The 13,255-nt window shown below is 68.2% G+C and carries 15 protein-coding genes; 4 read left to right on the forward strand and 11 right to left on the reverse strand.

Features of this window, described 5'->3' with window-relative positions:
• The first annotated feature begins 25 nt into the window (after window positions 1-25).
• A complete protein-coding gene (locus LY625_RS08280; RefSeq protein ID WP_233739576.1) occupies window positions 26-253 on the forward strand; it encodes an RNA-binding S4 domain-containing protein in 228 nt (75 codons plus the stop codon).
• Between the two features lie 42 nt (window positions 254-295).
• Here LY625_RS08280 and LY625_RS08285 read toward each other — a convergent pair whose 3' ends face one another.
• The 6 genes from LY625_RS08285 to LY625_RS08310 form a co-directional block, all read right to left on the reverse strand.
• Window positions 296-1,378: a BON domain-containing protein gene (locus LY625_RS08285; RefSeq protein ID WP_233739548.1), complete on the reverse strand. Its 1,083-nt coding sequence runs from the start codon at window positions 1,376-1,378 to the stop codon at window positions 296-298.
• 99 nt (window positions 1,379-1,477) lie between these two features.
• Window positions 1,478-1,669: a hypothetical protein gene (locus LY625_RS08290; RefSeq protein WP_233739549.1), complete on the reverse strand. Its 192-nt coding sequence runs from the start codon at window positions 1,667-1,669 to the stop codon at window positions 1,478-1,480.
• Window positions 1,670-1,798: 129 nt separating this feature from the next.
• Window positions 1,799-2,926 (reverse strand): hypothetical protein, encoded by a 1,128-nt coding sequence (locus LY625_RS08295; protein WP_233739550.1) that lies wholly within the window; start codon window positions 2,924-2,926, stop codon window positions 1,799-1,801.
• Between the two features lie 77 nt (window positions 2,927-3,003).
• Complete coding sequence (locus tag LY625_RS08300; RefSeq protein WP_233739551.1) at window positions 3,004-4,245, reverse strand: MFS transporter; 1,242 nt, start codon at window positions 4,243-4,245, stop codon at window positions 3,004-3,006.
• 61 nt (window positions 4,246-4,306) lie between these two features.
• Window positions 4,307-5,251 carry a PLP-dependent cysteine synthase family protein gene (locus LY625_RS08305; RefSeq protein ID WP_233739552.1) on the reverse strand — a complete coding sequence of 315 codons (945 nt, stop codon included), beginning with the start codon at window positions 5,249-5,251 and terminating at the stop codon, window positions 4,307-4,309.
• Between the two features lie 9 nt (window positions 5,252-5,260).
• Window positions 5,261-5,431, reverse strand: a complete 171-nt coding sequence (locus LY625_RS08310; RefSeq protein ID WP_233739553.1) for a hypothetical protein — start codon at window positions 5,429-5,431, stop codon at window positions 5,261-5,263.
• A 175-nt stretch (window positions 5,432-5,606) separates the two neighbouring features.
• Here LY625_RS08310 and htpG point away from each other — a divergent pair, with 175 nt between their 5' ends.
• The 3 genes from htpG to LY625_RS08325 all read left to right on the forward strand — a co-directional run bounded on the left by htpG (window position 5,607) and on the right by LY625_RS08325 (window position 9,376).
• A complete protein-coding gene (htpG, locus tag LY625_RS08315) occupies window positions 5,607-7,490 on the forward strand; it encodes a molecular chaperone HtpG (RefSeq protein ID WP_233739554.1) in 1,884 nt (627 codons plus the stop codon).
• 310 nt (window positions 7,491-7,800) lie between these two features.
• Window positions 7,801-8,949, forward strand: a complete 1,149-nt coding sequence (locus tag LY625_RS08320; protein WP_233739555.1) for a DNA/RNA non-specific endonuclease — start codon at window positions 7,801-7,803, stop codon at window positions 8,947-8,949.
• A 34-nt stretch (window positions 8,950-8,983) separates the two neighbouring features.
• Window positions 8,984-9,376, forward strand: a complete 393-nt coding sequence (locus tag LY625_RS08325) for an immunity protein YezG family protein (RefSeq protein WP_233739556.1) — start codon at window positions 8,984-8,986, stop codon at window positions 9,374-9,376.
• Between the two features lie 37 nt (window positions 9,377-9,413).
• On the opposite strand, the gene LY625_RS08330 is transcribed toward LY625_RS08325, so the two are convergent.
• From LY625_RS08330 to LY625_RS08350, 5 genes are all read right to left on the reverse strand, one after another.
• On the reverse strand, window positions 9,414-9,923 hold the full coding sequence (locus LY625_RS08330; RefSeq protein WP_233739557.1) for a hypothetical protein: 510 nt from the start codon (window positions 9,921-9,923) through the stop codon (window positions 9,414-9,416).
• Window positions 9,924-10,513: 590 nt separating this feature from the next.
• A complete protein-coding gene (locus tag LY625_RS08335; protein ID WP_233739558.1) occupies window positions 10,514-11,047 on the reverse strand; it encodes a hypothetical protein in 534 nt (177 codons plus the stop codon).
• Window positions 11,044-11,583 carry a type VI secretion system amidase effector protein Tae4 gene (locus LY625_RS08340; RefSeq protein WP_233739559.1) on the reverse strand — a complete coding sequence of 180 codons (540 nt, stop codon included), beginning with the start codon at window positions 11,581-11,583 and terminating at the stop codon, window positions 11,044-11,046. The genes LY625_RS08335 and LY625_RS08340 overlap by 4 nt, the downstream gene beginning before the upstream one ends.
• A gap of 12 nt (window positions 11,584-11,595) precedes the next feature.
• The gene (locus LY625_RS08345; protein ID WP_233739560.1) at window positions 11,596-12,246 is read right to left on the reverse strand and encodes a PAAR domain-containing protein; all 651 of its coding nucleotides are present in this window, start codon (window positions 12,244-12,246) and stop codon (window positions 11,596-11,598) included.
• A gap of 48 nt (window positions 12,247-12,294) precedes the next feature.
• The coding region (locus LY625_RS08350; protein WP_233739561.1) for a type ISP restriction/modification enzyme at window positions 12,295-13,255 on the reverse strand (961 nt) is incomplete at its 5' end.

A 13,255-nucleotide genomic window follows, 5' to 3' on the forward strand; every position in this document is an offset into this window, starting at 1 on the left:
ACGCGAGGATGTGGACCGGGGCGGCGTGGAGCAGGTCGATTTCGAACTGGAGCCGGGCCACGACTTCATCGAACTCAACCAGTTGCTGAAGCTGGCCGGGGCATGCGAGAGCGGCGGGGCCGGCAAGGCACTGGTGTCCATGGGCGCGGTGCGGGTGGATGGCGTGGTGGAGTCGCGGCGCACCTGCAAGATCCGGGCGGGACAGCGGATCCGCGTCGGCGGGTTCGACATCCGCGTGCTGCCACCGGCCTGAATGGAGAAGGGCCGCGCCCCGCGGCGCGGCCCTTCCTGCGACTCAAGCTCCCGGCCGGGAGCCGAGTTCGCTGGGCGACCCTCCGACGCTGGTACCCCCGGTCCGCTCCGAGGCGGCCGCGCGGCTGGTCGGCGTACTCGGCGCGCCGGTCTCGGATCCGCCACTGGCCTGCGAACTCCGGCCCGTACTGCCACCGCCGTGCGCGCCCGCGCCCGCGCCGGCACCACCGCCACTGCCTCCGCTGCTGCCCGTGCTGGCCGATTGCACGCGGATGCGGTTCTCGACATGGCGCACGCCACTGCAGCTGTCGGCCAGGTCCTCGGCGCGGTGTTTCATCCAGCGATGCTCGACGGTCCCTTCCAGGGTCACGGTTCCCTCGCTGACACGCACCTCGATATCACTGGGATCGATATCCGGATCATGGGTCAGGCGCTCGCACAGGTCCTCGCTGATGCGCGCATCCGGGCGGGTGTAGTTGCGCGGCCCGTATCCGCTGTAGCGCCCGCTGCCGTACTGGCCGCTCCGGAACTGGGTATCCGCCGGGCTGACGAAGCCGGGCTGGCGGTAGTCGCCGGCGTAACTGTGCTCCTGCGGGCTGCCGTAGCTTGAGCTGGAGCCATAGCCCGTCCCCATCCGGTTTTCCTGGTCGCGGCCGGCGTAACCCTGGGAGTGGCTGCCGTAGTCGCCGCCACCGCTGTGGTCACCGTCGCGATAATCGCTGCCACCGCGGCTCCACTGTGACTGGCCGCGGCCCTGGCCGCGCTCCTGCCAACTGCCGCCGTGCCGCCGGCCCGGCTGCTGGCGCTCGCCGAAGCGGTTGTCCTCGCCCTGCGCATCGCGATAGCTGCCGCCGTAGGAGCCGTACTCGGCATGCAGGCCGTCCTGCCCATAGGCCTGCCCGCGACCGTAGTCCTGGGAGGCGTAGTAATCGGGGCCGTGCCCGCCTTGGCCGCGCCGTGCGTGCTCGCGCCGGCGGGACCGGTTGTCGTTGTCATTGCCTTGCATGTCGTTTCTCCAGTCGCTCAACCACTCACGCCCGGTCCGCATGGCACGCGCCCCCAGCGCGAGCATGTCCTGGGCGACGGCCTTGAGTTCGTCTCCGACGTCTTTTTGCTGGTTTCGCATGGATGCCTCCGTAGCAGGTGTCTGCGGCCCGCGAGCGCGGGTACGCGTGTGCCCGGTTCTGCAGCCGGGTCCGGGGGGAGGGATGCGCCTGGGGCCTGCTCAGGACCGCCCGGCGTCACGTGGCGGGCCTTCGCGGCCCGCCTCGCGCTGCTCGCCACCGTGGAACTTTCCGCGCTCGTCGTCTTCCGGGTGGGTATTGCGGTCGCCGGAGCCGTGCGGATACTCACGCGGGCCGCGTTCGCCTTCGCGGGTTTCGGCCCGCGCGGGCCCGGGACGGATGCGTTCGTTCATCGATGTCCTCCTGGTTCGAGGCCATCAGACTGCGCCGGGCATCATTAAATCGGCGTGGTGGGGACGAACCGGCGCGATGACCGACGCCGCGGGGAATGCGCCCGGGAACGATCCCGGTCTGTACCGTGCTCAGGAGCGCTCGCCGCCGCCCTTCCCCGCCCCTGCGGCCAGCGCCGCGTCGTACTCCGAAAGCGGGCTTTCGGCCGGGCATTCGGTATCGGGAAAGCCGAAGCGCTTGCGCAGGACGGTGCCACACTCGCCCATCGCGCCGACTTCCTCCTCTGCGGCCCGGCACTCGCGGTCGAAGGCACGGAAGAACGCCTCCCTGCGGCGGACGAAGGACTCGCCGCACTTCTGCGCCAGGCGGATGCGCTGCAGGTCGTCGGCCACCGCGTTCTGTCCCGACAGCCCGTACAGGTCGAGCTCGTCCTCCGTCAGCAGCCGCAAGGCGCGGTTGGGAACCGTCATCATCAGGTCGGCGACCGCGAAGGCCACGCCGTTGCGCTGCAGGTATTCGCGCACCTGCCCGTGCACGTCCTGCAGCTCCTGCTGCAGCTCGGCGCGGGAGGTGGCGTTGGAGCCGATGCGGATCATCCGGTGGATGCCGACATCGCCGGCGATCATGCGCATGTCGCCGGCGGCCAGCACCAGCACGCAGGAGCTGTGGCAGACCGAGCCCTCGCGTACCCACAGGGTCCAGCCGGAATCGCCGATGATGTCGCCGGCGCGGATCGCCTCCTCGATCTGGCCACCGCTGGAATCCAGGTCGAGGATCCGGCGCTCCAGGCCCAGCGTGTCCGCCAGCTCGGCGGTGCGTTCGATCAGGGCGGTGAAGTCCGATGCGACCTTGCCGTGGTAGCGCAGGCGCAGCACGCCGGTATCGGTGCAGGCCGCCATCGCCCGGCGCATGGCCGAGTACCCGAGGTTGGCCACCGGCACGCCGTCGCCGGCTTCGCCGTATTCGGGGATGCAGCTCACCGTCGCCTCGCCGCTGGTCAGCTCAAGCGGCCGCCAGTCCACTCCCCGCTCCAGCGGCGCCCCGCGGGGCGCCTTGAGCTCGGCAGCGGTGGCATCGGACACCGCGCCACCCGGTGGCTGCGCCGCCTCGCCGGTTCCGGCGTCGGGCCCGGCATCGGCCTGGGTGGCCGCGCCGGTTGCCGCAGCCGGCGCCGCCGGCTCTCCCGGCTGTCCCTGCCCGCACGCGGCGAGGGCCAGGGCGGCGGCTGCGACGAAGGCGTGGCGACGGAAACGGGTCATGGGACGCGGTGGCGGGACGGGCCTCCAGTCTATGTGCAGCATGCCCGGGGGACGCAACAGCAGCTAAACACGGGACCTCAGCCCCGGACCGGCCCCACGCACCATTCGTCCTCCAGGAACCGCGGCCGACAGGACGTCCAGCCGCCCCAGGCGAGCACCGCCAGGCACCCGGCGAGGAACACCACCGGCCAGCCCCAGCCGCCGGTGGAGTCGCGCAGCCAGCCGACCGCCAGCGGTCCGGCGCAGGCCAGCAGGTAACCCGCGGCGTGGATGAATCCCGACAGCCCTGCCGAGCCGGCCGGCGTGCGGGTGCGCATGTTGACCAGGGTGAGGGCGAGCGGGAACGAGCCTCCCGCCAGCCCCAGCAACGCGGGCCACAGGCCCGGCAGCGTGCCGGGTGCCCACAGCAGGCCGGCGAAGCCGATGGCGTAACCGGCGAGCATCGGCGGAATCAGCTGGAACGGCTGCCGCATGCGCGCCGCGAGCACCGGCACCGCCAGCGAGGTCACCAGCCCGGCAGCCGAGTACACCCCCAGCATCGCGCCTGCCGCGGTCGGGTCCAGGCCGGCATCGCTCATCCACCTGGGGATCCAGGTGAACAGGGCGTAGGTCACCAGCGAGGTCATCCCCAGCAGCGCCACCATCGACCACGCCAGCGGCGCCCGCCACACCTTCGCCCCCGCCGGCGGGGTCGCCCTCGGCAGCTCCGCGGTGTTCCCCGGTGTCTGGCGGGCGAGCGCCGGGCGCCCGCCGCGCAGCACCCACAGCCACGGCAACGCGGCCAGCGCGGCGGGCACCACCCAGGCCGCCAGCGACAGCCGCCAGCCCAGCGCCAGCGTCAGCGGCACCGCGAAGAACGCCGGTGCCATGGTCCCCAGCTGCAACGAGGTGAGATACACCGAGCTGACCGTGCCCACCCGGTCGAAGAAGTAGCGCTTCACCAGCGGCGGCAGCACCACGTTGCCGATGCCCATGCCGGCCAGGGCCACCAGCGAGGCGAGTATCAGTCCGGCCGTACCACCGACCAGCCCGCGCGCCAGCACCCCGGCCGCCGCCAGGGACATCGCCAGCACCACGGTCCGTTCCAGGCCAAGGCGGTGGACGATCGGTGGCGTGGCAACGCCCAGCACGGCGAAGGCCGCGGTCGGCAGCATGCCCAGCACCCCCGCGGTGCCGGAACCGAACCCGAGGTCGCCGCCGACGATCTCCAGCAGCGGGGTCAGGGAGGTGATGGCGGTGCGCAGGTTGAACGCGGCCAGCGTGATGCCGGCCAGCACCAGCAACCTGCCGCGCCAGGGAAAGGGGGTGGGGTTCGCCATGGGCGGCAATGCTACTCCGCCGGCACCGGCCGGCGGGGGTGCATTGCCGTTCGAACGCGGCCTATTCGAACGCCGCCCCCACCACGTCCATGGCCGGTGCGCTGAAGTGCTCCTGCAGGTACTTTTCGCCCTCGTCGCAGAACAGCGTCACCACCGTACGCAGTTCCGGGTGCTGCCCGCGCACCCGGCGTGCGGCGACCAGGTGGGCACCGGAGCTGGGCCCGCAGAGCAGGCCGTGCTCGCGGGCCAGCCGGCGCATTTCGCGGATCGCCTCGTCGTCCGACACCGCCAGGGTGTCGCCGACCAGCGCGGCGTGGCGGGCGAAGATCCCGGGCACGAAGCCGTCGGAGATGCCCTCGATGGCGTGGGTATCGACCTCGCCGCACAGGATGGTGCGCGAGCCCGACGGTTCCATGGCGAACAGCCGCACCTGCGGGTTGGCTTCGCGGAAGGCCTGCCCCACGCCGATCAGGGTGCCGCCGGTACCCACGCCCATCACCAGCGCATCGGGCACCCGGCCTTCGGGCAGCTGGGACAGGATCTCGGGCCCGAGGACCACACGGTTCTCCTCCACGTTCCATTCCGACTCGAACTGGCTCGGGCAGAAAAAGCCCTCCTGGCGGCCGAGTTCGTGGGCACGCTCGAGCGCGGAGTTGACGTGGAAGTTGCCGCAGAACTCGACCTGCGCCCCGTAGGCCCGGGAGATCGCCACCCGCTCGTTGGACAGCCCCTCGGGCATCACCACCCGCATCCGGTAGCCCTTCACCGCCGCGACCATCGACAGCGCGTTGCCGGTGTTGCCGCTGGTCGCCTCGACGAGGGTGTCGCCGGGCTTCAGCAACCCCTCGGCTTCGGCCTTCTCGACCATGTACAGGGCGATCCGCGCCTTGATCGAGCCGGACGGATTCACGAACTCGCATTTGGCGAAGATGCCGTCGATCTCCAGCAGCGGGGTGTCGCCGATGGCATCGAGGATGGAGTTCGAAACTGCGGCAAAACGGTTCATTTGACCTCCTCAGCGCGTGCCCAGGGTCCAGCCGGGCGGATCGCTGCAGGGAAAGCTCTGCTCGCTCTCGGCATCGACCAGATCCTCCTGGCTGCGGCGTTCCTCGCGGGTCTGCCGCGGGTGCATGGCGGTCCGCCGTGGCGGTGGGACCGGATCGTGGCTCTGGACTGGCGTGTTCATGCCGCTGTGCCTCCTGGTGCGGGACGTGTGGCAACGTGATACGCCATGCGGTGTAAAGGTGCCAGCGCGAAAGCATTCACGCCTGATCCAGGTCAAGCCCCCGGGCAGGCGGCTTGATTTCACCGGCACCGGGCCCACTTCCGTCACCTGTCCCCTTCATCCCGGACCCTTGCGCATGAGCTCCACGCCCGAAACCCGCCCGTTCGAAGCCGAGGTCGCCCAGGTCCTGCACCTGGTGACCCACTCGCTGTACTCGCACAAGGAGATCTTCCTGCGCGAGCTGATCTCCAACGCCTCCGACGCCTGCGACAAGCTGCGCTTCGAAGGCCTGGCCAACCCCGACCTGATGGCTGGCGACGGCGAGCTGCACATCGATGTCAGCTTCGACGGGAAGGCCCGGACGATCACCATTGCCGACAACGGCGTCGGCATGTCCCGGCAGGAGGTGGTCGAGAACATCGGCACCATCGCCAGTTCCGGCACCCGTCGCTTCCTGGCCGCGATGGCCGGCGAGCAGAAGGCCGACGCCCGGCTGATCGGCCAGTTCGGCGTGGGCTTCTACTCGGCCTTCGTGGTCGCCGACCGGGTGACCGTGCTCACCCGCCGTGCCGGTGACGCCGCGGCGGAGGGCGTGAAGTGGGACAGCGACGGCAAGGGCGAATACACCCTGGAAGCCGTCGAGCGCCCGCAGCGCGGCACCGAGGTGGTCCTGCACCTGAAGGAAGACGAGGACGAGTTCCTCTCGGCCTGGAAGCTGCGCGAGCTGGTCCACCGCTACTCCGAGCACGTCGCCTTCCCGATCCGCATGCCGAAGCAGGCCGAGGCCGAGGGCGAGGAACAGCCGGCGGCCGACGAGTGGGAGACCGTCAACTCCGCCTCCGCGCTGTGGACCCGCGGCAAGTCGGAGATCAGCGACGAGGAGTACCAGGGCTTCTACAAGTCGCTGGGCCACGACTTCGCCGACCCGCTGGCCTGGAGCCACAACCGGGTCGAGGGCAACCAGAGCTTCACCACCCTGCTCTACCTGCCGGCGCAGCCGCCGTTCGACGTGATGATGGGCGGGCGCGACGAGCGCAAGGGCCTGAAGCTGTACATCAAGCGCGTGTTCGTGATGGATGCCGCCGAGGAACTGCTGCCCAACTACCTGCGCTTCGTGCGCGGCGTGGTGGATGCCGACGACCTGCCGCTCAACGTCAGCCGCGAGCTGCTGCAGCAGAACCGCCAGCTCGAGCGCATCAAGGCCAGCTGCACCAGGCGCGTGCTGGACCTGATCGAGTCGCTGGCGAAGAACGAGCCGGAGAAGTTCGCGACCTTCCTCAAGGCCTTCGGCAACACGCTCAAGGAGGGCATCGGCGAGGACACCGCCAACCGCGAACGGATCGCGAAGCTGCTGCGCTTTGCCTCCACCAGGGGCGACGGCAGCGCGAAGACCGTGTCCCTGGACGACTACATCGGCCGCATGGCCGCGGGTCAGGAGGCGATCTGGTACGTCACCGCCGACAGCCACGCCGCCGCCGCGGGCAGCCCGCAGCTGGAGGCGTTCCGGGCCAGGGACATCGAGGTGCTGCTGCTGTCGGACCGCATCGACGAATGGATGCTCGGCTACCTGCACGAGTACGACGGCAGGAAGCTGCGGAGCGTGGCCAAGGGCGAACTGCCACTGGACGAGGAAGCGAAGAAGCAGCAGGAGGAAACGGCGAAGGCCGCCGAGCCGCTGGTGGCCCGGTTGAAGGAACTGCTCGGCGAGCGCGTGAGCGAGGTGCGCGTGTCCGCCCGCCTGACCGACTCCCCGTCCTGCCTGGTGCTGTCGGAGTTCGACATGGCTCCGCACTTCGCCCGCCTGCTGCGCGAGGCCGGCCAGGAACTGCCCGACAGCAAGCCGACCCTGGAAGTGAACCCGGGACACCCGCTGGTCCAGCGCGTGCAGTCGGAGGCGGACGACGCCAGGGCCGGAGACATCGCCGCCCTGCTGCTGGAGCAGGCGGAGATCGCCGCCGGCGCCCAGCTGGCCGACCCGGCCGCGTTCGTGCAGCGGATGAACCGCGTCCTGCTGGCCTGACCGCCCCCGCAAAGCAGGAGACGTCATTCCAAGCTGGAGCGTAATTCCCACGAACACGGAGACGTCATTCCCGCGGACGCGGGAATCCACCAAAGGCCCGCCCCCCGGCGGGCCTTCGGGTTTTCCCCAATGGCGACGTAGGAAAACACCGCCTAGATTGACGGCGATCCGGCGATCCCAACGCCTGCACGCGCCCGCCATGGCCTTCGACGCGTCCCACCTGAACCCGCCGCTTCCGTCCCAGTCCTGGCTGGACGGCCTCCGCACCCTGCCCGACCTGCTCCGCCCTGACACGGGCAGCGGCACGCGCATGGATCCCCGCATCCTCAAGGCCGACCCGGCGGACGTGCGGTTCGACCTCGACGAAGGCTCGGTGCGGATCCACGACGAGAAGCAGGGCCAGTGGAACACCACCTACACCGCCACCGCGGACATGGTGGTGTCCGTCCCCGGCGGCGGTACCACCGAGGTGCCGGTGCGCTACGAGGTGACGATCCGCAACGAGAACGCCACGCCCGAACAGATGCGCGCGGTGAACCCGTTCGACCCGGCCACCATCCCCCAGCGCACCCGCATCGAGGTCCACGGCGCCGACTACGCCGGCACTGCGCTGGAACCGTCCTTCACCGCCCTGGCCGAAGCCAACGGCCTGGAATCGGTCGCCGACCTGCGCCTGTCGCTGGAGATGACCGAAAAGAAGGGCCTGCGGGTGATGAGTGGCTCCGAACAGCTGTTCGACGCGCCCCGCGACGGCGGCCCCGCGTCCCATCCCGCCGAGCGCGAGGATTTCACCCGCCACACCAGCATGCTGTCCGATGCCGCCGGTGCCGACCGCGCCGGCTACTCGCGGATGCTGCTGACCGGCCAGCCGCCGGACGGAACCGTCATCCTGGCGGAGGACGTCGAGGCGAACGAGGTGCGCGGCACCGTCACCGAGGCCGGCTCGGGGGAGGTCAACGACATCACCTGGACCCTGGACGAGCACGGTCGTCCGGCCTCCGCGGAGGCAACGCTGACCTGGGAACCCTCCAGCCGCGGCCGCGACTCCGACCGGATCGAGGGCAACGCGCAGAGCAGGTTCCGCGTCGACAACGAGATGAAGGGCACCGGCGACGACGTCGGCCACATCTTCGCCTACCGCTTCGTCAACGGGCACGGCCCGGTCAACATGTTCCCGCAGTTCGGCCTGTTCAACCGCGGCGCCTACGCGCAGATGGAACAGGAATGGAGCGACTGGCTGGGCAAGGGCATGGAAGTCGAGATCGACGTCGACCTGGCCGGGGTACCGGGCTCCCACCGCCCGGACGAAGTCCGCGTCGACTACCGCGTGGTCGACCCCGACAGCGGCAACGTGGTCTACGACCCGTCGCTGATCGCCTTTGCCAACGGCGAGGGCCAGTCCTTCGACGCCATCGCCTCCAACGGCATGGACGACATGATCGACAGGGCAAATGCCTGAGGCCACACTGCCCTGCGCGTCAACGGGTACTGGAATGGACAGGAATGAACTGATCGCCCGGATCGGCAAGCTGCTGGTCGCCGACCCGGCCGTTTCCGATGGTCGGTGGGACGGCTACGCCCTGGTCGTGCGCTACGGCGACGGCGCAGTCGCGCGCCGGCTCAGCGGTTTCCGCTACACCGACGGCGACGGCCACCAGGCCGCCACGCCACGCGACCCGGCGATCGGCGAGGCCTTCGACGAACTGCGCCAGGCCACCCGCGTGCACGACAAGGCGCCCTGGGACGCCTGCGTACTGCGCGTGCGCCGCGACACCGGGAAGCTGAAGGTCGACTTCGAGTACGACAAACCGGAGCAGTGGGACATCACCCCCGAAACGCTGGCCGCGGTCGCCGAACGGGCGCGGCCGGGTGCGGCCGGGGAGTAAGGCGTCCGGCGGGTTGGACACCGCCACCGGTGGCAGGCTACTCGCACACACTCCAGACCGTCTCACCCCGCACCTGTGGCACTTCGATCAACGTCGGCACCCCACCCGTGGAGAGCTTCAGGCAGAAGCGCCGGCTGTACATGCGTCCGACCGTCGGGTCCCCAAGGGGTTCCGGATTCACGATCTGCGAATTGATCGCCACGCTGTAGCGCTCTCCCGGCTGCAGTGTTGCAACAAAATCGCTGGTCCCACCCGCAATCAGGGCGCTGCCGAACGGAATGCATTGATCCGGACTCAATATCACCTGCGGCTCCAGCGGAGTGATCCAGTGCCAGACGTTTTCCCAGTCCGAACCGGTGAACCGGTCAACCGATATCGCCGTCAGCACCGGCGGTGTACGCCGGGCCTCCTCAGTGTCGGCAACCGCAAAACACAACTGCGAATCGACAATGCGCACCTGCGCCTGCTGATACATCCCGACGGGCTGGGTACAGCCACCGGTAGCCGGCAGGACGCAGATGCAGAGCAGCAGACAACGAAGATTCATTCGCTCCCGGGCTCGCCCGCAACCGGTTGTCCACACACCTCCCACCTCAACTCGCCGCGAACTCGCGGCACCTCAACCAGGGGCGAAGCTCCACCCGCTGTCGGTTGCAGACAGAAGTGCCGGCTGTAACGACGGCTCACCATGCGGTCGCCGCCGGCGCGCGGGTTCGGGATCTGCGCGTTGATCTCCACGCCGTAACGCGCACCGGGCACCAAGGTTGGCACAGCCGTTCCGCCAGCCTCCTCCGCAGGCAGATGACCGTACGGAATGCATTGGCTTGGTGCCAAGGTGGTTGGAGGCGAAAGGGGCGTAGTCCAGCCCCACAGCTCTATCCAACTGTCGTTGATGTACTCGCTGACCGATATCGCTCCGATAGTGGGAGGTGTCTTCCAGCTTTCCTCCGTGTCCGCCACGGAGAAGCATGGCTTCCCGTCTACCCAGCGAATCGCCGCTTGCTGGTAGGTATTGGCCGGTTGCCGGCATCCTCCAACGAGTGGGAACAGCGCAATCAGCAGCAAGACGTATAGACGGTTCATTCGGTCACCTTCGGAAGGTTCGCGTGGCGTCGCCCACCACGGCCCACATCCTTGTCATGCATCCCTTCCTGGGTGAATTGTCGGGTTAGTGTCGCGTCTGCCCGCGCATGGCTTCAACCAGCGCCTGCGCATCGACGCCGACGCGGGTGACGCGGGCCAGCAGGTCGATGACGTTTTCCTTGTGGTCGGCAAACTGGAACCGGGTGCTCCCGGTCCGTCGTGCGTCGCCGGCGGCAAAAACCGGTCCTGCTCACGCACCACGCGGCCGTACTCGGCCGACTCGTAGGCGTTGATGCACGTCATCAGCGACAGGTCGGTACCCGGCGTCTTCGGCACCGCGGGACGCCCGGCCATCCACTCATCGAAGAACCGGCGGACGTTTGCGTAGGCCTCCTCGCTCTCGTGGCTGCCCAGCTGGAAGTAGCCGCCCATCGCCGCGCTGCCCGGCCCGGATCGCCCTTCGACGTGTTCAGCAACGCAGTAGGCCAGACCCCATTGCTTCAGCGTCAGGCGTGGATCGCCCTGCGCGGCGTGCGTGCTGCAGGCTGCCAGTCCGGACATGAGCAACAGCAGGATAGACCGGCTCATTTCAGCTCCCAGAAAAGTACTTTCGTGGTCGTCGCACCCGGCGGGTTGTGGACAAAATAACAACTGTCGCCGCAGTCGGAGCCATTCCAGAGGGTGGCATGCCCTGTAGCGTTCCCCCAGCCTGACACCTCGAAGATCAGGACGCCGGTCTTGCCACGGAACTCGGAAGAAACATCAGCGCCCTGTGGGGCGACCTCGATGTCGGGCTTTCCAAGATTGGCCTTTACCAACGCAATGATGTCGACGACCCGCAGGAGATACCGTTTTCCATCGCCACCCTTGACCTTGTATCCGCGCGCGGTGGAGGTGATCTCAAGGCCGCCGTAATTGAAGGCCCGGCTCAACCTCAAAGCACATGCATTGGCATACGCGACCGGGTCCTCCTGATACAGCTCGTAGGCATTGCCGCCAACAAGCCGGTATACATCCGGCGCGGCCATACCGACCGGGTAGTGCTCCCACAGGGTGGAAAAGCGCGGGCGTCGCACATCGATCTGTACTGCCTGACTGGCAACCATGGCTTCCAGAATGGTCATTCCGTTGATCTCCTAGCGGCTGGCATACAGCGCAACTTGGCGCGTCTGGAAAACGTTCATCACGGAGGCACGGCCGTCTGCATCGACGACGGCCGTGCAGGTCATTACAGATGCACCGTCATCCAGATTGCGGACTTCAATCTCGACGGTTTCGCCGACCGCATAGTTGCGTGTTTCGACATGCACATTGAGGTCCGCGTAATGACGCGACACCTGGCTCAACGGCGTCGCGTCCGGGCCATAGCTCCAGTTGATGCTTAGAACCTCTTTCGCCGGTACGGTCTCACTGGACTGACCATTGACAACGGCCGCCGCAGACCGAGCCAATGCGGCACCTGCAGCGCCTGCGGAAGACGAGCCGGCACTGGAGCTGCCACTGCCACCACTACCGCCACCACTACCGCCACCGCCACCGCCGGCATCCAGAAACACCCGCACCTGCTGCACTGCAAGCACCTTGCAGCCGCAGGCCAGCGAGCTGCCGTGCAGGGCCACGGCCTCGCCATCGATGATGGTGGTCGGGTCGCCGTCGACGATCGGGAACGTGCCCTTGTGCGTCGGGCACGTTGCCTTGTCATTGACCCGGGCGACGGGCTTGCCGTCGATATCGGTGAAGGGCGAGCCGGTAACCACCTGCCCGCCGCTGCTGGTGGCGTCGCCCACCACGGCCCACATCCTTGTCATGCATCCCTTCCTGGGTGAATGGTCGGGCTAGTGTCGCGCCTGCCCGCGCATGGCTTCAACCACCGCCTGCGTCTCGACGCTGACGCGGGTGACGCGGGCCAGCAGGTCTATGACTTTTTCCTTGTAGTCGGCGAAGCGGTAGGTGTTGAACTTCTCGCGGATGGTGGCGTCGCGCGGGGTCTTTTCCTTGTACTGGTCGAGTACCCATTCCAGCGCGGAGCGGTTGCCGAGCCGGTAGTCCCACGCTTCGGGCGGGATGCCGGACAGTGTGGTCTCGCTGTCGAGGACGATGCGGCCGCCGGGTTTGTCGGCCTTGAGCAGCGGCTTCGGCGACTGGCCGGTGGCGCGGGCCTTGTCGTCGTCGATGTCGGTGCGGGTGAGCGGCCACGGCTCGACGGTCTCGTAGCCGATGTGCAGCTTCATCAGTTGTTCGCCCCAGCCGGCCCAGCGCAAAAAGTCGACCTCGGTGTCGCCGTACAGCGGAATGCGCGGGAACTCGCGCTTGAGGTTCTGGGCGTATTTGTCGCGGTACACCGGGTCGTGCAGGACGGCGTAGACGTAGTGGAAGATCGCCGGCTTGGTGACGGCCTGCGCCTGCTTGCCCTTGCCGGGGCGGTAGTGGTCGCGGAACTGTTTGAGCGCCCAGTCGGTGATGTTGTCGCCGACCGTGCCATCCACGCGCACGCACAGCGGTAGCGATTGAGTCTTCTCCAGATAGTCGACACCGAAAACTTGATTGGATGCCAGCACTTGGAACGGCTTCGATGACCCGGTTCCGCTTATCGCAATCGACACATTGCCGTCGAAGAACATCGTGTCTGCGGCACCTCGCTCGTCAACAAATAGTTCGGAGTCGTAGAGCCATTGGCTGTAGTAGGGCCTGTAGGACATTGGCCGGATCTTGTCCTGATCGAACTCCTCGCTTCTTCCCTGCTCCAGACGTCGCTTGAGGTTTCGCGACCATTTGATAACCGGCTCGTCCTCTGCG

This window comes from Lysobacter sp. GX 14042 (genome assembly GCF_021390425.1).
Lineage (GTDB): Bacteria > Pseudomonadota > Gammaproteobacteria > Xanthomonadales > Xanthomonadaceae > Novilysobacter.